The sequence below is a fragment of the Pricia antarctica genome (genome assembly GCF_900101815.1).
Taxonomy (GTDB): Bacteria; Bacteroidota; Bacteroidia; order Flavobacteriales; family Flavobacteriaceae; genus Pricia; species Pricia antarctica.
On record NZ_FNAO01000001.1, the window covers coordinates 362,930 to 382,206 of the forward strand.

General features: G+C 44.2%; 16 protein-coding genes. 1 reads left to right on the forward strand and 15 read right to left on the reverse strand.

What is annotated here, in order from left to right; genetic code table 11:
• Window positions 1-3: 3 nt before the first annotated feature.
• The 6 genes from BLT07_RS01510 to BLT07_RS01540 all read right to left on the reverse strand — a co-directional run bounded on the left by BLT07_RS01510 (window position 4) and on the right by BLT07_RS01540 (window position 8,038).
• Window positions 4-339 carry a hypothetical protein gene (locus BLT07_RS01510; protein ID WP_091865004.1) on the reverse strand — a complete coding sequence of 112 codons (336 nt, stop codon included), beginning with the start codon at window positions 337-339 and terminating at the stop codon, window positions 4-6.
• 385 nt (window positions 340-724) lie between these two features.
• A complete protein-coding gene (locus tag BLT07_RS01515; protein ID WP_091865005.1) occupies window positions 725-1,135 on the reverse strand; it encodes a hypothetical protein in 411 nt (136 codons plus the stop codon).
• Between the two features lie 110 nt (window positions 1,136-1,245).
• Window positions 1,246-5,283, reverse strand: a complete 4,038-nt coding sequence (locus BLT07_RS01520; RefSeq protein ID WP_091865007.1) for a two-component regulator propeller domain-containing protein — start codon at window positions 5,281-5,283, stop codon at window positions 1,246-1,248.
• A 573-nt stretch (window positions 5,284-5,856) separates the two neighbouring features.
• On the reverse strand, window positions 5,857-6,021 hold the full coding sequence (locus BLT07_RS20865) for a hypothetical protein (RefSeq protein ID WP_175455227.1): 165 nt from the start codon (window positions 6,019-6,021) through the stop codon (window positions 5,857-5,859).
• A 169-nt stretch (window positions 6,022-6,190) separates the two neighbouring features.
• A complete protein-coding gene (gene hflX / locus BLT07_RS01535) occupies window positions 6,191-7,402 on the reverse strand; it encodes a GTPase HflX (protein ID WP_091865013.1) in 1,212 nt (403 codons plus the stop codon).
• Window positions 7,403-7,561: 159 nt separating this feature from the next.
• The gene (locus BLT07_RS01540) at window positions 7,562-8,038 is read right to left on the reverse strand and encodes an FKBP-type peptidyl-prolyl cis-trans isomerase (RefSeq protein ID WP_091865015.1); all 477 of its coding nucleotides are present in this window, start codon (window positions 8,036-8,038) and stop codon (window positions 7,562-7,564) included.
• Between the two features lie 142 nt (window positions 8,039-8,180).
• Here BLT07_RS01540 and BLT07_RS01545 point away from each other — a divergent pair, with 142 nt between their 5' ends.
• Window positions 8,181-9,020, forward strand: a complete 840-nt coding sequence (locus BLT07_RS01545) for a hypothetical protein (RefSeq protein ID WP_091865017.1) — start codon at window positions 8,181-8,183, stop codon at window positions 9,018-9,020.
• Window positions 9,021-9,216: 196 nt separating this feature from the next.
• Here the strand turns inward: BLT07_RS01545 and BLT07_RS01550 are convergent, their stop codons facing one another.
• From BLT07_RS01550 to BLT07_RS01595, 9 genes are all read right to left on the reverse strand, one after another.
• Window positions 9,217-10,386, reverse strand: a complete 1,170-nt coding sequence (locus BLT07_RS01550) for a CNNM domain-containing protein (protein ID WP_091865019.1) — start codon at window positions 10,384-10,386, stop codon at window positions 9,217-9,219.
• 189 nt (window positions 10,387-10,575) lie between these two features.
• A complete protein-coding gene (locus tag BLT07_RS01555) occupies window positions 10,576-11,907 on the reverse strand; it encodes a serine hydrolase domain-containing protein (protein WP_091865021.1) in 1,332 nt (443 codons plus the stop codon).
• A 192-nt stretch (window positions 11,908-12,099) separates the two neighbouring features.
• Window positions 12,100-13,089 carry a porphobilinogen synthase gene (gene hemB / locus BLT07_RS01565; protein WP_091865025.1) on the reverse strand — a complete coding sequence of 330 codons (990 nt, stop codon included), beginning with the start codon at window positions 13,087-13,089 and terminating at the stop codon, window positions 12,100-12,102.
• Window positions 13,090-13,113: 24 nt separating this feature from the next.
• Window positions 13,114-13,884: a hypothetical protein gene (locus BLT07_RS01570; RefSeq protein ID WP_091865027.1), complete on the reverse strand. Its 771-nt coding sequence runs from the start codon at window positions 13,882-13,884 to the stop codon at window positions 13,114-13,116.
• Window positions 13,875-14,777, reverse strand: a complete 903-nt coding sequence (hemF, locus tag BLT07_RS01575) for an oxygen-dependent coproporphyrinogen oxidase (protein ID WP_091865029.1) — start codon at window positions 14,775-14,777, stop codon at window positions 13,875-13,877. The genes BLT07_RS01570 and hemF overlap by 10 nt, the downstream gene beginning before the upstream one ends.
• Before the next feature lie 59 nt (window positions 14,778-14,836).
• The gene (locus BLT07_RS01580; protein WP_091865030.1) at window positions 14,837-15,382 is read right to left on the reverse strand and encodes a GNAT family N-acetyltransferase; all 546 of its coding nucleotides are present in this window, start codon (window positions 15,380-15,382) and stop codon (window positions 14,837-14,839) included.
• 74 nt (window positions 15,383-15,456) lie between these two features.
• On the reverse strand, window positions 15,457-16,482 hold the full coding sequence (hemE, locus tag BLT07_RS01585; RefSeq protein WP_091865033.1) for a uroporphyrinogen decarboxylase: 1,026 nt from the start codon (window positions 16,480-16,482) through the stop codon (window positions 15,457-15,459).
• 242 nt (window positions 16,483-16,724) lie between these two features.
• Window positions 16,725-17,429 (reverse strand): potassium channel family protein, encoded by a 705-nt coding sequence (locus tag BLT07_RS01590; RefSeq protein ID WP_091865035.1) that lies wholly within the window; start codon window positions 17,427-17,429, stop codon window positions 16,725-16,727.
• A 100-nt stretch (window positions 17,430-17,529) separates the two neighbouring features.
• On the reverse strand, window positions 17,530-19,272 hold the full coding sequence (locus tag BLT07_RS01595) for a TrkH family potassium uptake protein (RefSeq protein ID WP_091865036.1): 1,743 nt from the start codon (window positions 19,270-19,272) through the stop codon (window positions 17,530-17,532).
• Between the last annotated feature and the right edge of the window lie 5 nt (window positions 19,273-19,277).

Genomic DNA, 19,277 nt, shown 5'->3' on the forward strand with positions numbered 1-19,277 from the left:
GTTTTAGTCGCAACCCTCGCTATCGACTTCGGCCTTGGCCTCGTTTATAGACTGTTTGATTTCGGCCCTACTGGTTGTAGGTACACACTTGTAAATGGATTCCAAGGCATCGAGATAGCCCTTGGCCGCCTTTTTATACTCGTTGCAATTGGCCTGGTTTGGCTCTTCATTATATATCGTAGCAGCGTTCGACCATGCCTGTAGTTCGTCGGTATATTGCTCCGCCCAATTTCCGTCGAAACAGTTTCCATTTGGGTTCAAAGGATTGTCTTTACTACATCCGCTGGTCAGTGCGATCATCGCTGCGCCGCAGCCGATTAGATAAAGTCTTGTTTTCATTGGTTTTAAAGATTTCATGATTTTTGGTTTTTATAAAAGTTAGTTCCATTTTCTGAAAATGGTAAACATGGTTTTTTTATCCTATTCGATATCTTTTGTCTGTGTGGTACGCGACGACTGTGTAAATATTAACATTCAGGGCTAACACCTCAAGTACATTTGTACAGATGGTGCAGTTTAATGTATACATCGTAATTAGGGTCGGATTTGCGCTATCGTCAGAAGATTAATAGGGGTGTGAGGTTAAGGCTATCACCACCATACCCATCGCTACGATCAGTATAAAGAAGAAAACCCACGTAGCAGCGTCCATTTTTTTTAATAGTGCCATTGTTGTTTGGTTTTAATGTTAGTTGTTTGTCTTTTTCTGTAACAAAAATGTCCCTTAGGTTTTTAATATCAGCTCACCTTTTTTGCTCGATACGACCTCGGCTTTGATCTTCCCCAAATCAAAACGGTCGCCGGGCAATAGCTTATCCGCAGGGAAAAAATAGCTTTCGGGGAAAATCTGCTTTTCGGTATACATGATTATAATCGTGTTTTCCTTGGGTTCGATATAATTATCGTTTACCTCGTAACTGCCCTTGAGCAGACCTACATAGAACTTGCAGCCCTTATTTCTTTCAAAAAGATGTGCATTGTCCATTTTTTGCATCTTTGTGAACAATAGTATATGTGACACAACTTCGGAATCGACCACAAGTACCACCTTGGCCTCTTTAGTACTCAAAGTTTGTCCAGGGCATACACCAGATATAAAGAGGATAAAAATCGGTATGAGTATTTTGGTTTTCACCAGCGTTTTGTTTTGACATCCATAGATGCACCTTTCAAAACTAAGCAAACATGTGTGTCGGGTTTGCTACATATGTAACAAAGCATGGAACATATGTAACAGGGGCTCTTTTAAGTAGTCTGAAGAAACTCCGAAGGTGTTTTTTTATAGGTTTCCTTAAAACATTTGATAAAATAGGAAGGGGTATTGAAACCGACCTCGTAAGCCACTTCGCTTACGGAGGCATCGGAGGTCTTTAAAATATGCAAGGCCTGTTTTAAACGTTGTGATCGGATGAACGCGGTAGTGGATAATCCCGTAAACGCCAGTAATTTTCGATGTAGTTGCATACGGCTCATACCGACTTCCTTACAAAAGGACTCGGCGTTGAATTCGGAATCGGAAAGATGTTCGTCCAGCACTTTTTGTACCCGGACAAAGAAAATTTTGTCGGTAGGCGTAACCGCAATGTCCTTGGCCTGTAACACCATTTCTTGGCTATAACGGTCGCGTAGGGCCCTTCGTGTTTTGATCAGGTTCTCTACCCGTGTCTCGAGAACGGGCAGCCTAAAGGGTTTGGTAACAAAATCATCGGCCCCGGACCGTAACCCCCTTAATTCTTGCTCCTCTCCGGCATCCGCGGTAAGCAATAGAATGGGAATATGGCTGGTACGCTCGTCTGACTTTAAGGTGTGACAGAGCTCGATACCGTCGCATACCGGCATCCTTACGTCGGAAACTATCAGGTCCGGTACCGTTTCCAAGGCTTTTTTGATACCCATTTTTCCATTTTCTGCCTCGAATAGCCTATACCTATTTTTCCAAGCGGTTTTTAGGAACTCGCGTACCTCTTTATGGTCTTCCACTACCAAAATGATAGGAAGTTCTTCAATCTTTACGTTTTCTTTGGAATTTTGGAAAGGAAGGTAAGTGGTATCGGAAAAATCTTGCGGAATCTTAGCCTCTATTTCAGCGGATGTTTTTACTGAACCCCTATTTTTGATTTCCTTAAAATCGATGGGAAGCTCAACCAGAAAAAGGATGGTTTCGTCCGTTCCCATCCGGACGCTTATTTGGCCTTGGTAAAGCTTCACCAGCTCTCTGACCAACGAAAGTCCCACCCCGGCACCTTCGGCAAATTCGTCTTTTTGGTAAAAACGGGCGAACCATTTTTCGGTATCGATATCGGAAGATTCCGTTAGCGTATTCATCACTTTGATCTGCAACTTCCCCACTTGTTCTATAGCCTCGAACCGGCATATTCCTCCATCGGGACCATATTTAAAAGCATTGGAGAGCAGGTTAGTAACGATCTTTTCCAAGGCATCTTCATCGTAATATGCACTTTCAAGAGGATCGATATGGATGTCGTATTCCATATTATTTTGGGATGCACGGTATTCGAAGGAAGTGGCCAGCATGCCCAGAAAAAGGCCAAGGTTTCCCTCTCTCATTTTCAGTTTCAATTTTCCCCTTTCGAGCTTGGCCAAATGCAATAGTTGGTCTACCAGCGTAATCAAACGATTGGTGTTACGTTTGATCATCGAAAAATTTGAAAAATCGGTATCCGAGAGTCCGCTCTCGCCCAATTTGGCGTCTATCGGCCCCGAAATCAGGGTCAGAGGCGTTCTGAACTCATGGGATATGTCGGTATACAGTTTCGATTTCAGGTCGTTCAGTTTCTTCAATCTCCGTGCCTCCTCTTCTTTCAACTGCAGGTCGAGCTGCATACGCCAACGCCATTTGAAGTAGCCGTATACCCCTAATAGGGTTGCCAAGATCAAAAGAACATATATAAATTTGGCATAGAGAGTGGCATACCAAGGCGGCGCAATGGCAAATGTATAATTAACGAAATCATCGTTCCAGATACCATCGTAATTGCTCGATTTGACCTGAAATCGGTAATCCCCGGGTGGCAACTGAGTGTAGCGGGCAAAATTAGTATTGCCCGCCTCTACCCAGGCCTCATCATAATTGACCAATCGGTATTGGTACCGGTTTTTTTCGGGAAGCGAGTACTGTAAACTCGAAAAACTAAACGATACCGTATTTTGATCATGCCGCAATTCATGGCCATCCGTCAAGGGGAAGGCCTCATCGAAAATGCTTAAACCGGTGATGGTCGTTTTGGGCAACAGGGTATTCTGCTTTATTTCACTGGGCTTGAACCAATAGAAACCCTCCAATCCGCCAAAATAGAGGTTGCCGTTTTCATCTTTATAAGATGCCCCTGTATTGAACTCGGTGGCGAGACCGGCGTAGTTCGTATAGTTGGTAATTTCGGGGACAGCCTCAAAAGTATCGCCCGGCACGAATTTGGTGATGCCCTTGTTGGAGCTCAACCAAAGATTAGCGTTTTCATCAGGTAAAATGGAATAAATCACGTTGTTGGCCAAGCCCTGTTCGACGGTGTACGTCCGGAATCTTTCGTTCTTTGTATCGAATGCGTTGAGGCCGCCGCCATTGGTGCCGATCCAAAGCCTTCCTTTTGGGTCATAGTAAAGAGATTTGATTTTATCGCTTGACAGGGAATTGCCATCCCCATTTTGCCGATAGGTCGTAAAAGTCGCTTTCCCGATATCGAAATGGGCTATTCCGTCGGTTTCTGTGCCTATCCACAGATTTCCCTTTTCATCAGAAACCATGGCACGGATATTATTGCTGGGAAGGCTATTTTTTTGTTCTTTACGATATACCCAATTTTTAATTTCCCCCTTTTCCTTATCGAAATGGATAAGGCCCTGCTCGCGGGTACCCAGCCAAATACGGTCGGCATCATCCCTATAGATACACCAAATGGTATTGGCTGACAATGGGGTTTCCGAATCGGGGGAAAAATGTTCAAATTTTCCATCGGCGTCCCTAATATCGAGGCCGCCACCCTGAGTTCCTATCCAAAGGTCATCATCCTCATCGACGAAAAGACTCATAACCCGATCCGAAGAAATGCTAGTGCGATTTTCCGGTTCGGCGTTGAAGGTCTGCCAACTGTTGGTCGTCGGTTCATATCGGGTGAGGCCCTTGCCCGAAGTACCGATCCAGACCGCGCTCTTTTTATCGACTGCGATTGAACGTACCACATCGATATTGATGTTTTCGGGCGTCTCATAATTGGTTAGGGAATTGAATTTTTCGAGGTATTCGTCGTAGTAACTTGCCCCCGCCCCATCGGTACCGAACCACATTGTACCTGAATAGTCCTCATAGATGCAAAGGATATCGTTATAGTGGAGTGCCTTGGGATTGTGTTTTTCTGCGCCGAAATGGGCAATGGTCATCTCGTCGAAATCTATCAAATAAAGCCCCCTGCCATAGGTAGCGATCCATAACCTGCCTTTCGAGTCGATATGTAGGTCTAGGATGTTCAGGTTCACGGGAAGCGGGTCCGTAAAACGCAGTTCGGAGATACGGTGAAAACCGTCGCCATTTTTTTCCTTGAAATAGAGCCCGTCTCCAAAAGTGCTGATCCACTCACGGTCTTCGGTGTCGAACACAATATCGCTAACATTGGCTTCGACCCGTTCACCATAGTTTGCTCTTGGCTTTATGCTTGTTGTTTTTTTGGATTTGGGGACATATTCCAAAAGCTGGCGGTCGGTCGCCAATACTACCGTGCCGGCACTGTTTTGGGCAATATTGTAGATTGTTCCCGCTACTTTCGAAGAGGTCAGTACTTGCTCGGGTTCGATGGTATTTGGTCTTAAAACGTAAAGTCCTTCTGAATAGGTGCCGATATATACGTTCAGGTCACTCCCTTGGTAGATGACGCTGGCATCATCGATTTCGGGCAAAGGTTCAAACGTTTGATTTTTAGGGTTGAATTTCCGAGGAATTTTATCGTAGGGTATGATCCACAGCCCTCCTTGCCTATCATTGTACACCTTTCCGAGGTTGCTATAATCTGGCTTGGTTATATCCAGAAAGGTGTAGGGGAAAACACTGAACTTTCTGCCGTCGTATTTGTTCAGGCCATCTTGGGTAGCTATCCACAGGTAGCCGATACTATCCTGCGTTATTGAAATGGCACTGTTCTGCGAAAGGCCTTCCTTTACTGCTAATTGCCTGAAGGTAATCTGCGATTGGGGGAAAAAGGGCTGAACCCCGCCCAAAACTACCACCAAAAAAATAAGGTTGACCTTGTTCGCTATACATTTTGCAGATTCCATGTTTTGGAAGGTGGTTTGGAGGTCTTTAAAGATAGGAAAATTAAGGATCAAGTAACCTTGAGTAAAGAAACATAAAAATCAAAAAAGCCGGAACGACTTTCGCTCCGGCCAAATCCAATTTTTAATTTTTATGATACCGCCATTCCGTACGGTCCTTCCGACATATCGAAAATCGATAGTACCACGAGAAGGTTGCTGATTCAGGTAGTTCCCCCGAAACCTATAATCGAGCAAATCACCAAGTTCCAAATAATTGGTTAGGTGGCCCAAAACTGGTTTCATCAGAAGGAAAATAATACCATGTTCCAATTAACAACATGATGCTTAGAGCCGTACCTTGTGGAATGGCAGTTTCATAAAACTGTAAGATTGTTCCCCATAGATGAGTGTTATATTCTAGGATATGAATCCGAAAAAAATATAATTTTAAAGTGTACTTTTTATCTTCATAGCAGCAATTTCGGGACAATAAAAATACATAAATAATTCACAATGAATACAATACATTGATAAAAAAATTACATTATCCTTAACATTTGTATCTTTTTTAATCCCTATCTAGTATTTTAAGCGTCATTTGACACTGTCATGGCTCGTTGTACCCAACATCGTATTTTCTGTTAGGTCTTTCCCAATACCTAGTTCATGTTCAAACTCCCGGTTTTTTTTCACATCCGTAAAAACGGCCAAGAGCAAGACCATTACCAAAAAGGCGAACATCAGTATGCATTTTCTCATGACTTGTTTCATTTGTTGAACTGCATTGGAGTTGGCCACAAACTCTCCGTGGAAAACCAAGGCTCCGAATGATTTGAGACTAAAGTAATTCGATGCCCACTATAGCCAAGACAATTATGTATGGATGGTATTGTTTTGTGTATGAGTGGAAAATTGGGCAGGCTTGGATTTAATACTGATCGAGATGCTCAGGATATAGAAAGTTGTTGTACGGAAAACGGGTAACATGAATTTCCCGTACCTCGTCGTATACCCTTTTTCTAAATTCGTCGAGATTCTCTTTGTTCAGGGCGGAAATGAAGATTGCCCTATCGCCTACCCTCTGCATCCACGTACGTTTCCATTCCTCGATGGAGAAGTGCCGTTCGGTTCTCTCGGTGACGAGATCATCCTCTTCTATCGTCTCATGTTTGTAGAGGTCTATTTTATTGAAGACCATGATGATATTCTTATCGGCACTGTCTATTTCGCCCAAAATTTTATTTACCGAATCTATGTGTTCCTCGAATTGGGGGTGCGAGATATCAACCACGTGCAGCAATAAGTCGGCCTCCCGAACCTCATCTAAAGTACTTTTAAAACTTTCGACCAATTGTGTGGGCAGCTTACGTATAAAACCAACGGTATCACTTAACAGAAAAGGTAGATTACCAATAACTACTTTGCGTACCGTGGTATCCAAGGTAGCGAAAAGTTTGTTTTCAGCAAATACTTCGCTTTTGCTGATGACATTCATCAAAGTGGATTTTCCCACATTGGTATATCCTACCAAGGCCACACGTACCAGGGAACCTCGATTACCACGCTGGGTCTCCATCTGCCGGTCTATCTTGCTCAGTTTCTTTTTCAACAATGAAATCCGGTCGCGGACGATACGCCTATCGGTCTCGATCTCTGTCTCTCCAGGGCCGCGCATACCGATACCGCCGCGTTGGCGTTCCAAGTGCGTCCAAAGACCGGTCAATCTAGGCAACAGGTATTCGTACTGCGCAAGCTCGACTTGGGTTCGGGCGTAACTGGTCTGTGCGCGCTGGGCGAAAATATCAAGGATTAGGCTGGTACGATCCAAAATTTTACACTTGAGCTGCTTTTCGATATTGCGCTGTTGTGCAGGGGTAAGTTCATCATCGAAGATTACCGAGCCGATGTCGTTTTCCTTTACGAACTTTTCAACTTCGTTCATTTTTCCGCTGCCGATAAAGGTTTTGGGATCGGGCGGATCCATCCGCTGAACGAAGCGCTCCATGACTTCTCCCCCGGCCGTAAAGGTCAAGAATTCAAGCTCATCGAGATATTCGGTGACCTTTTCCTCGTTCTGTTCGCGATTCATGATCCCGATCAAAACGGCCTTTTCGTGTTCTATGGTCTGTTTTTCCAACATAGTAAGTGGCAAAATGCGAATTTAAATAATACCGGCCAAGCTATTTTAGTGAATTTAGTGGCTCAATCGAACATATAATGGCGCATTTAACGACGGACCCCATTCAGAAATCGAAAAAGCTTGATTAAAATGGGAGCATTTACATAATCCCCTCACTACTTATTTGACCGAGAGAAGCTCAATATCAAAAATCAATACCGAGCCACCGGGTATGCCATTATAGTTAAAACTTCCATATCCCAGATGGGCCGGTATCAGCAGCACACCCTTACCCCCTTCCTGAAAATAGGGAATACCTTCCGTCCACCCTTTGATCACTTGTTGCAGATTAATGGTTATGCCCTGGGCCGTACTTTCATCAAATGACTGGCCGTTCAGATAATAGCCTTTATAAACGACTGTAACGTCCGAGGTGGCTGTAGGTTGGGGCCCATCGCCAGGTTCGGTAATGGTGTAATACAGACCGGTATCGCTTCTTGTGGCATCTAATTTATTTTCTTGAATATACCCTTTTATATCCGCTTCGTTCTGCATGGTGTAGTCCACTGGTTCCGGGGGTTGCGAATCGGTTGAATTGATATCGTCTCCACAGGAAACCAGAACGAACAAAAGACAAAAAGGTAAAAGAAATTTCATTGCGGTATATTTTTGACCGCAAATATAGAAAAGAACGACATAGGATTGTTCAATAACAGTATTTCATCGAAATGTGCACCATCCCTTCAATTTCTGGACCTCCTTAAGCGTTATTCCCTAAACAATCAATTCCCTATATACTATGCGCATACCCATTTCAACCTTCCGGACTTCACTATTTTTACTTCCGTTTCTTTGTATTTCGATGACCTTGATGACCGCTTGCAGTGAAGATGCCTTGGACAAAGAATTGGAAGATTCCCTAGACACTGATAAGATGACGCCCCCTGAGGATTATATGGCCGACAACCCTTCAAATACCAATGAAAAAGACGAAAACGGCAAAGACGGATTAGCATCGTGTCAGAATGTCTCCGACTATATTTTTCAAGAAATTGATGGATTGATCAAAATAGAATTCGAGAATGCCGAATTTTCGGATAATTGGAAGCTAAAGACCGATGGAACCAATTTTTCGGGCAAGGGGTATATGGTTTGGGAAGGCGCTCAACAGCTTGGACAGCCCGGGAACGAAAAAACAGCCTTTACATTGCAAATAGAGCACCCTGGCACCTATCAATTTCTTTGGAAATCTGCAGTAAAAACAGGGGACAGCGGATCTGACCATAACGACACTTGGTTGCGGTTCGGCGATGCCGATGATTTTTATGCGCAGAAAGGAAATAGTGTGGTCTATCCGATGGATACGGGGAAAAGTTCGAATCCCGACGGTGCCTCAAAAGACGGTTGGTTTAAGATATATCGCAGTGGTAACGATTTGGACTTTAAATGGCAGGCGAAAACTTTTGATAACAACGCCCATGATATCTTTGTGGTTTTCGAAAATAAGGGCCTATATACCATGGAAATTTCGGCGCGGTCATCAGGCCACGCCATAGATAAATTCGTGCTTTTTAAGGATATACCACAGGAGGATGCCATCGCCGATACGACCGACCTCAGTGAAGTTCGTTGTCAGTGAACCTATTTGGCAAAAATGGCATAAACCGACCGCTTAGTCTGTAGACACATTCAAGAATAAAAAGGGATGCCTCCGGATTTCTATATAATATAATAGGAGAATTTATCGGTGAATCGCTGGTTTGCGAAATTAATTGCGTAGGAAACAGAACCCAGAAACCGGTCAGTCGGTAACAATCAGAACAATCGCTGTTTTTTTAGTAGCGGCCCTGATTTTCCTTACCCGATTTTCCTTTGGGATTTAGGGGAATCGGCCCGTCGTCTTCCTCGAGCACGCCGGACCGTTGTGCCCGTTCCTGCCAGTTTTTTCTGGCCAGTTCCTGAAGATCGGCAACACTGTCGCTTTCATCCATTATTTCAAGTCCGAGAAGGGTTTCGATGACATCCTCCATCGTCACCAGACCGCTTACCGAGCCATATTCATCTACTACCAGGGCCACATGTTCCCGTTTTTTGACCAAGGTGTCGAACAATTTTGGAATAGGGGTGTTGCGTTCGGTAATTAGAATATCGCGCTTTATTTCGGAAAGCGGAATATCACCCTTATTATTGATCATTTCTTCAAGAATAGTATCTTTTAGCACAAATCCATCAATATGATCGAGCTTATCGCCGTGCACTGGAATACGGGAAAAGCGCATTTTGGGGTTATCCTTATAAAAATCGGCTATGGTCTTTTTTTCAGAAGCTATCTTCATCACGGCCCTGGGTGTCATGACATCCTTTACCAGAACCCTGTCAAAACGGAGCAGGTTCTTGATTATGGTGGATTCGGATTTCTGGAATACGCCTTCCTCTTGGGCAACTTCGGTCATGACCGTAAAATCTTCGCGGCTCAATACACTGCCCTCATGAGCCTTGCCGCCTACTAATTTTGTAAATAACTGCAATACCCATAAAAGTCCAGTGTATTTGAGCGCCAAGACCATGAATTTCAAAGTTTTGGATGTAAAATTCGCTAAGTTACGCCAGTAGGTGGCTCCGATGGTCTTCGGTATAATCTCGGAGGCGACCAAAATCAGTAGGGTCATTAATGTGGAAACAATACCCACCATCAAATCTTCGGTAAAAGTCACCCCGAAAACCGTTTGTTCCGAGCTGCCGTACAATTCGGCATATGCGACCTTGGCCTGAACGCCCACTAAAATGGCACCTACGGTGTGCGCTATGGTGTTCAATGTCAAAATGGCAATGAGGGGTTGATCAACATCCTTTTTGAGCTCTTCGAAAGTTAGGGCATACGACTTTCCTTCTCTTTTCTTAACGCTAATAAAGGTGGGAGTGATGCTTAACAGTACCGCCTCGAGTATGGAACAGAGAAAGGAAAAAAAGATGGAAATGAATGCGTAGAATAAGAGTAGTCCCATGAACTGGTTTTGTTGCCCAAGATACCAATTTAATCGCTACGGGCTTACCTCAAATCGCTCGTTGCCGTGCGGTTTTGCATTCTATCTTGAGCCAAATCATATATTAAAGCGGTAATTGAAGTTTTGTGTAACTTAAATATAAATTTTGGCAAGTACTGAATAATCCGCTTTTCACATGGCACAGGGCTATCAATGCTTAGCGCGACCCGCTTGATAAAAAACCTGCTGTACTGCCGAGCGGATGTTCAAATCGTAAATATTTTGATGGTCGCGTGACGGATATACCCGATTGGAAAGAAAAATATATACCAATTGGTTTTCCGGATCCGCCCAAACGAAGGTCCCTGTAAAACCACTATGGCCAAAGCTCTGTGCGCTCACTTCCGGAGCGGGATAGGCATCCTTTAATTGCAGCGTGTCATTGCCCAATAAGGGTTTGTCGAAGCCCAGCCCCCGCCGATTTTCGTTTTCGGGATATTGCACGCTGCTAAATTCCTTGACCGTATTTTCCGAAAAATAGCGTTTGCCATCGTAAATACCGTATTGCATGTACATTTGCATCAGTTTGGCCAAATCGGCGGCGGTGGCGAAAAGTCCCGCATTACCGGAAACACCGCCCAACAATGAGGCGTTTTCATCATGTACCCAGCCTTGGGTCAGTGTATGTCGGAATATGGTGTCCTGTTCCGTAGGAACGATCGCGTTGGTAAAGGTTTTGGTACTAGGCCCAAACCCCATGGTCGGGACACCTAATGGCAAATAAAAATTCTTCTCCAAATAGTATTCATAGGAATCGCCGGTCAACTGTTCGATAAGTTCGGGAAAGATGAGAAAGGTGAGTCCGGAATATTTGTATTTCTTTTCTTCGGATACCTTCGATCGGTCGATCATTCGGTACATTTTCCGGTTGAACCGGTCTTTTATGTAAAGCCCATCATAGGCCTGATGCCGGAACCGGTTGTTCGGTTCTGTTTTGACAAAACGATGTTTTAGGGTGCCGTTCTTTTTGATGACCTCGTTTAGAAAGATGATATAGGGCTCAAGACCGGATTGATGTGCCAAGATTTCGCGTAGGGTGATATCCTTTTTGTCTTTTACTTTTTGCCAGCGTTGCCAATATGTGCTAAAAGGCTTGTCAAGGTCTAACTTACCTTCATCGACCAATTTCATTATCGCCGGCAAGGCCCCTGCGACTTTTGTGACCGATGCCAAGTCAAAGAGGTCGTCTTTTGCGGTGGGTTGGATACTGTCATAAGTGTGGTAGCCGTAGGCTTCCTCGAAAATAATTTCACCCTGTTTGGCAACGAGCACGACAGCTCCGGGAAAGGCTTCCTTTCTTATACCGATCGTTAATATGGAATCGACTTTGGTGTGCAGGTAGGTGTAATCGAGGCCTGCCGATGATGGGTCGGCACGTACAAGGGCATCTTTGGGAATTATATCTAATTTTACCGAAGCACCTCCCTGTGAAAAGACGGAATTAATAAATAATCCGACGAGTATGTAAATAGTTGTTTTCATGGTTGTAATCCTAATGGTCAGCGCACCGTTTTATTTTGTCATATTAAGGGCCGCGAAACATCTTGCGGGGTTTTTAATTAATAAAGTTGGCCTATTACGTGCTACAAACATTGGAGCAAACGTCTGCCCAACCTACTGGTTGAAAATCTCCTCCAGATTCTTCAGTGTGCCATCAGAATGACCAATTGATGGCTATCCCATCAATTTGACCGCATCCTTCGCAAAATAGCTCGCAATAATATTGGCCCCTGCCCTTTTGATACTAATCAATTGTTCCATCATGACCGCATCGTGATCGAGCCATCCTTTTTCAGCGGCGGCCTTCAGCATGGCATACTCTCCACTAACCTGATATACGGCTACCGGCACCTCTACGGCATCTCGGATTTCGCGGACGATATCCAAATAACACAGTCCGGGTTTTATCATTACGATATCTGCACCTTCGTCAATGTCCATTTGGGTTTCCTTAAGAGCTTCTCTACGGTTGGCGGAATCCATCTGATAGGATTTTTTATCCTTAGGCACATTTTTTAAATCTACGGGCGCGGAATCAAGGGCATCGCGAAACGGGCCATAAAAGGCACTGGCGTATTTCGCACTGTAGGCCATGATACCGGTATCGTTGTGGCCTTCGTCTTCCAAAGCTTCGCGAATTGTAAGGATACGGCCATCCATCATGTCACTAGGAGCAACGAAATCAGCGCCAGCGTTGGCATGACTGACACTCATTTCCGCCAATATTTCAGCGCTTTCATCGTTTAGTATCCTACCGTTTTCAACTATTCCATCATGCCCGTATGACGAATAGGGATCCAAGGCAACATCGGTCATGACCAGCATATCGGGACAAGCGTTCTTGACCGTCTTGATGGCTAGTTGCATCAACCCGTTCGCGTTCAGTGCTTCCGAACCCTTGTTATCCTTCAAGTCGTCTGGTACTTTAACGAAAAGTAGTACGGCACAGAGACCCATGTTCCACAATTCCTTGACCTCTTTTTCAAGATTGTCCAAGCTCAATCGGTAATAATCGGGCATGGAGGGGATTTCTTCGTGGACACCTTTGCCCTCTACTACGAAAAGCGGTACCAGAAAATCGCTTGGGGTCAGTATTGTTTCACGCACCAAATGACGAACGGCGTCTGAAGTTCTCAATCTTCTGTTTCTTCTAAGGGGATACATATATTTCGTTTTGTAGATTCATAGTTACTCAACTTCAACAGATATGGATTTATCTGGATTTTCCATTTCTTTCCGACACGCTATGAGGTCTTCCAAAGCCCGTCCATGGCCGTATGTGGCCCATAACCCAACATCTTTTTTGATTTTCAGAGGATTTTCATCAGTGTCGATATATTTTCTGATGGATGCCACGGCCTCATCGTCAAAGGTGTCGATTTTCAAAATAGAACCTGATCCGGGTATGGTGTAGGCATCCTCATAATCGTAACAGACCACTAGGACTTTATCGCCGGTGCCGAGTCCGGATTTATAAAAGCAATCCGTGGCGAAGAACCTTTGATTTTTATAAGTGTTTTCACCAAGTTCCTTGATTTTAAAGACTTCTTCAATTGCTATAATCCCATTTTGCGGAGTGTACAAGGGCCCCGCTTCGTTGTTAGGCGCTTCCAATTCTTTTATAGTGCCCGAAAAAACGAGCGAAAGTTCTTGACCGCAGTTGCCAATAAAAGGGCCTGATTCAGGCCACCAGTAGGTGTAACCAACTTCTAAGGTGTCGAGCATAAACTCGATTTCGATGTCGCTTTTTGATTTTTTGACCAGGTCGCAGGAAGCAATGGAAAAAACAATAAAAATGATGCCGACTATACCTGCCGGATTTCTGATTGCCCATTGCGATCCACACGTTCTTAGCTCTCGAACCCGCTGTGCCGGCCCTACCGGAATTTTTTCTGCCGAGTTCGTGACTTCGGTCGCCTTCTTTAGACCTGTTAGGTATATATCATACTTTACACCCATTCCCTTGGAGTTTTAAGTACATCAAGTAATCGCTCTTCCTCACTTCCCGCTGTCGCCCGATGATCATACCGCCATTGTACAAAAGGGGGAAGGCTCATCAAAATACTCTCGATACGGCCATTGGTTTTTAGACCGAACAGGGTGCCTTTATCATGAACAAGGTTAAACTCCACATATCTACCACGCCTTATTTCCTGCCAGTCTCGCTGATCCGCAGTAAAATTGATGTTCTTACGTTTTAAAACAATTGGTATATAGCTGTTCAGAAAACTGTTTCCCACTTCCGTAACGAAATTATACCAATCGGTAATTGCCATTTCATCGGTCGCTTTGCAATAGTCGAAGAAGAGTCCCCCGATTCCCCGGGATTCGTTTCGGTGTTCGTTCCAAAAATAATCATCACATTTTTTTTTGTACAAGGTATAAAAATCGGGGTGATGTAGATCACAGGCGGTCTTGCAAACGGAATGAAAATGCACGGCATCTTCTTCGAAAAGATAATAGGGCGTCAAATCTTGCCCCCCGCCGAACCATTGATCCACAAGATTCCCATGCTTATCATACATCTCAAAATACCGCCAGTTGGCATGCACCGTAGGCACCATGGGGCTTTTTGGATGCAGCACCAAACTCAGTCCACAAGCAAAGAAATCAGCGTCTTCAACTCCGAAATAGGCCTGCATGCTCTTCGGAAGCTCTCCATGTACCGCCGAGATATTGACGCCGCCTTTTTCGAAGATTTTCCCATTCTCGATAATCCTTGAGCGTCCGCCGCCGCCTTCCGGGCGTTCCCAAATATCTTCCCTGAAGTTGGCCTCACCGTCGACTTCTTCGAGTTTTGCGGTTATCGTATTTTGAAGGGTTTTTATATAGTTGTGGAATCTTTCTTTCATTTTACGGTATTGCTTTCTTAGTATAAAGCACAAAGCATGAAGTACCAAAAATTATCGTCCTAGCTATGCAATCGGCATTTTAATTCATACAACTCCATATCCAAGGGCTCTTCTCCTGGCGGGGTATGCTCTTTCCTTAAAGTTCTTTTCCAAAGATAACCACATTTTTCGGCGACTTTAATACTTCCTACATTACTTTCATTTGCTATGATCTGTAGCACCTTCAAACCTAGAATATCGAAAGCATACGTCGATAATGTCATGACGGCTTCGGTCATCCAACCCTTTCCCTCATATTGGTATCCGATGCAATAGGCCAATTCGGCTTGTCTGGCTTTCCAGTCGATCTCTTTGATATAGACCAGTCCGATGACCTTATGGTCTTCCTTCTCTTTTAAGACAAAAAGGAATTCTTCTTTGTGGTTGTATTGCCTTACTTTTTCTTCTACAAAGATATGTGATAGCCCTGGATTCAGATTTTGTTCCAAGGTCTTTGGAAAATAACGCTTCAACCTATCGGAATTGGCGACCATCAAATCACAGATACGCCATGCATATTTTTCATGGATGGGCTCGATAGTGTACTTCGTGAAGGTCAAGATCATTCTGTTAAACTAAGGAGGTCTTGATATTTCGTGTTGATTTCTTGATAGTAAGCAAAAGAACGGAAATTTATGCTTTACACTTCGTACTCCTTTACAGCATCCACAAAAGCTTTTGCGTTTTCCACCGGAATATTCGGCAGTATACCATGCCCTAAGTTCGCCACATACCTATCCTTTCCGAATTCGTTGATCATTTGGGTCACCATTTTTTTAATATCCGCCGGGGGCGAAAGCAATCTTGCGGGATCAAAATTACCCTGTAATGTAATATTTCCGCCGGACAGATATCGTGCGTTTTTAGCTGAGCAGGTCCAATCTACCCCAAGGGCGGCCGCTCCGGATTTTGCCATGTCGCCCAGCGCGAACCAACAGCCTTTTCCGAATACGATTACGGGCGCCTCATCCTTTAGGGCATCGATGATCTGTTGGATATATTGCCACGAAAATTCTTGATAGTCGGTCGGGGATAGCATACCGCCCCACGAATCGAAGACTTGGACCGCATTTACACCTGCCTTTACCTTTGCTTTTAAATAGGCAATGGTGGTGTCGGTTATTTTTTGCAGCAACTCATGGGCCGCCAAGGGTTGTGTAAAGCAGAATTCCTTGGCCTTATCGAAGGTCTTGCTGCCCTGCCCTTGCACGCAGTAGCATAGAATCGTCCAAGGTGATCCGGCGAAACCGATCAGCGGCACCTCATCGTTCAGCTTTTCTTTGGTCGCCTTGATTGCTTGCATTACGTAATCCAATTCCACGTTGACATCGGGCACGATTACATTATCCACGTCCTTTTGAGTTCGAATTGGTTGGGGTAGATACGGGCCGAAATTGGGTTTCATTTGCACTTCGATATCCATTGCCTGCGGAATCACGAGTATATCGCAAAACAGGATTGCCGCGTCCATACCGTATCTGCGGATGGGCTGAACGGTAATTTCCGAGGCCAGTTCAGGGGTTCGGCACCTGGTAAAGAAATCGTATTTTTTCTTGATTTCCATAAACTCAGGAAGATAACGGCCGGCCTGGCGCATCATCCAAACAGGCGGGCGTTCTACGGTTTCGCCCTTTAGGGCTCTTAGGAATAGGTCGTTTTTTATCATCGTTTTATATTGTTCATTATTGAGGAGCCCTTTTTGCTTCAGGAAATCCGGACGTCGTAGTAATCTGTTAAAGTCGGGTGGGAACTTCACACAGATTCCTTCTTCGTACTTTAAATTAGCGCAATCCCATTTGGGCGTTCGTTCCAATATTAAAAGGAGTCTCGACCGAGTTTCTAGGGTAGACTAAATTGGCGAAACACTTCGACTGGCTACGTGCACCGCGTAGGTCTGTCCACTCACGTTCAATTTCCGTCATCTGCTCCATTCTTCTGCAAAAAGGATTTGATATCCTCATCCTTTCCAAAAACAAACAAAATATCGCCCCGCCTAAGTACTGTTTCGGGTGTTGGCATACCAATCACCTCTTTTTTATCATACTTGCGCCTAAAAATATTCCGACCTTCCTCTTCTCGCATTATGGTCACGATATTAAGGTTGTGATTTTCCCTGAAATGGCATTCATCAATAGTTTTACCGACCATCTTTGCCGGTAAGGCCAACTCGGAAATAAGGTATTCATTATCGATCTCAAAATTGTCAAGACTGCCACTGAGGTTGATGGTCTTGGTGAAACGTTCGGCAAATTCCCTTTCCGGGTGTATAATCTGATCGACACCCATGGCCTTCAAGATTGTATCTTCAAGGGAGGTGGAAGCCCTCGAAATGATTCTTGCGTCCGTCAGCTTTTTCACGATGGCCGTGCTCATTATGGCCACCCCGTTTTTCTCGCCTATGGCCACCACTACAATATCGGTGTTCTTCAGGGGTAAAGCTTGATAAGCGTTCTCGTTTTTAGCGTCGAATGCCACGGCATGGGCCACCTTATCCTTTATCAGCTCTATTTTTTCTGGGTCGATATCCGTAGCGATCACCTCGTTACCGGTTTCGCTAAGGTTTATGGCCAAAGACATTCCGAAATTTCCCAAGCCTATTACTATTATCTTCACAATTTTAATTTAAGAATTATGTTTTGTATTTACTACTATTGGAACCCAGCATATCGAAAGGTCTGTCCTCTAATATCTCATGTAACTCATCTAACATCTATCAGTTGATCATAATGTTCTCTTCAGGATATTGGTATGCGGATTGGTTCATACTTCGCAACAGTCCGATCATAAGATTCAGCAATCCTATCCTTCCTAAAAACATTATAAAAATGATTACGTATTTACTATGTTCCGAAAGGGATGCGGTAATACCCATCGAAAGCCCAACAGTGCTATAGGCAGAAAAGACCTCGAAGGCAATCTGAATCAATGAAAACTCGGGATTAAAAATAAGCAATAACAGAATGCCCGTTCCTATGATAACCAAAGAGATTGAAATTATCGCAAATGCCCTTTTTACGGCATCGGATGCAACCCTTCGTGTACCGATCTCGATGTAGGGACTATCACGGGCAACGGTAATAATATTAAGTGTCGCCAGGGCGAAGGTAGTTGTTTTGATACCCCCACCGGTCGAAGCCGGGGAAGCCCCTACCCACATTAAAAATATCATAAAAAGGATACCGGGGATGGTAAAATCGGCCATATCGACGGTATTGAAACCGGCCGTACGTGAGGTAACGGATGCGAACAGGGCCGTGGTCAGCTTTCCGAAATTTGTGGTATGTTCCTGTAATACGGTGGGTTGCTCGGAAAACAAAAAGAAAACAGTACCTGCCACAATGAGTATGGCGGTCGTCACAAGCGTGATTTTGGTATTCAAGAGGACGACCCTTGCAATAAATTTTTTTCTCCTGCCTTTAAAAATATTCGCAATAAAATGACGCAGATACTGCATTACGTTGTAGGCAATATGATACCCCAGGCCGCCGAAGACAATCAAAACCATCACCGTCCATTGCATAAAATAATTGAACCGGAGCCCGACATCGTACAATCCGTCGGACGCCAATGAAAACCCAGCATTACAGTATGCTGAAATAGCATGAAATATGGCGAAAAATCCTCTTTCCTCGACTGCCTCCGGTGAAAGCGATACATAGATAAGCAAGGCACCGAAAGCCTCCACAATTAAAGAAAACACTACAATCTGCATCACCCGGGACATTACCCCGCCCAATTGATCGTGGCCCAAGATATTCTGCATGTAAAGACTTTCGCGATACGAGGCGCCCGTTTTGAAAAAATAGGCAAAAAACGAAGTAAACGTTAACATGCCCAGACCACCCAATTGAAACAGCACCATGATTACAGTTTGCCCGAACGGCGTAAAGTCGAAAGCCGTGTCGACTACGATCAATCCCGTGACCGCCGTAGCACTGGTGGCCGTAAAAAACGCGTCGACAAAAGAGATTCCGTTTACGGTAGCCGCGGGCAGCATCAGTAAAAAAGTGCCAACAATTGCAATCAAGCCAAAACTACCCACAAAAAGAATGGCGGGATTAAAATAGAGGGCATATATTCTTCGTAATAGAAAGGAGAGCCTCGTAAGAAAGTAGAATAATAATCCGTATTCTAGTATGTAGCGGGCGTTGAACATATCTTGCGCCAAGGTCTGTTCAGAATTTAAAAGCGCAAAAACCATTTCGAACACGACCAAAAAAGAGAGATAGATCAGATTGATCTTGGGTATCGTTCCGTTTTGCCCGCGTTTTTTAAAAATACGGTATTTGTAGACATTGAAGGCAATTAAGGCGAATACGAGGCAAGGCAGGGCAATGATTTTATATTCCCTAACTTCCTGAAAATTCTTGAATCCGAAATCGAAAACCAAGAAAACGATCAGAATAAGATCAAGAAACAATAAGGCGATATTGGAAAGTGTGAGTCTATTCCACATATAAC

Excerpts from the sequence above, each read along its gene's own strand:
- BLT07_RS01520 (WP_091865007.1), bottom strand. The coding sequence starts at position 5,283 with ATGGAATCTGCAAAATGTATAGCGAACAAGGTCAACCTTATTTTTTTG.
- BLT07_RS01540 (WP_091865015.1), bottom strand. The coding sequence starts at position 8,038 with ATGAAATTTCTTTTACCTTTTTGTCTTTTGTTCGTTCTGGTTTCCTGT.
- BLT07_RS01555 (WP_091865021.1), bottom strand. The coding sequence starts at position 11,907 with ATGAAAACAACTATTTACATACTCGTCGGATTATTTATTAATTCCGTC.
- BLT07_RS01595 (WP_091865036.1), bottom strand. The coding sequence starts at position 19,272 with ATGTGGAATAGACTCACACTTTCCAATATCGCCTTATTGTTTCTTGAT.
- hemF (WP_091865029.1), bottom strand. The coding sequence starts at position 14,777 with ATGAAAGAAAGATTCCACAACTATATAAAAACCCTTCAAAATACGATA.
- BLT07_RS01510 (WP_091865004.1), bottom strand. The coding sequence starts at position 339 with ATGAAAACAAGACTTTATCTAATCGGCTGCGGCGCAGCGATGATCGCA.
- BLT07_RS01550 (WP_091865019.1), bottom strand. The coding sequence starts at position 10,386 with ATGGGACTACTCTTATTCTACGCATTCATTTCCATCTTTTTTTCCTTT.
- hflX (WP_091865013.1), bottom strand. The coding sequence starts at position 7,402 with ATGTTGGAAAAACAGACCATAGAACACGAAAAGGCCGTTTTGATCGGG.
- BLT07_RS01580 (WP_091865030.1), bottom strand. The coding sequence starts at position 15,382 with ATGATCTTGACCTTCACGAAGTACACTATCGAGCCCATCCATGAAAAA.
- BLT07_RS20865 (WP_175455227.1), bottom strand. The coding sequence starts at position 6,021 with ATGAGAAAATGCATACTGATGTTCGCCTTTTTGGTAATGGTCTTGCTC.
- BLT07_RS01570 (WP_091865027.1), bottom strand. The coding sequence starts at position 13,884 with ATGGGTGTAAAGTATGATATATACCTAACAGGTCTAAAGAAGGCGACC.
- hemB (WP_091865025.1), bottom strand. The coding sequence starts at position 13,089 with ATGTATCCCCTTAGAAGAAACAGAAGATTGAGAACTTCAGACGCCGTT.
- BLT07_RS01545 (WP_091865017.1), top strand. The coding sequence starts at position 8,181 with ATGCGCATACCCATTTCAACCTTCCGGACTTCACTATTTTTACTTCCG.
- hemE (WP_091865033.1), bottom strand. The coding sequence starts at position 16,482 with ATGATAAAAAACGACCTATTCCTAAGAGCCCTAAAGGGCGAAACCGTA.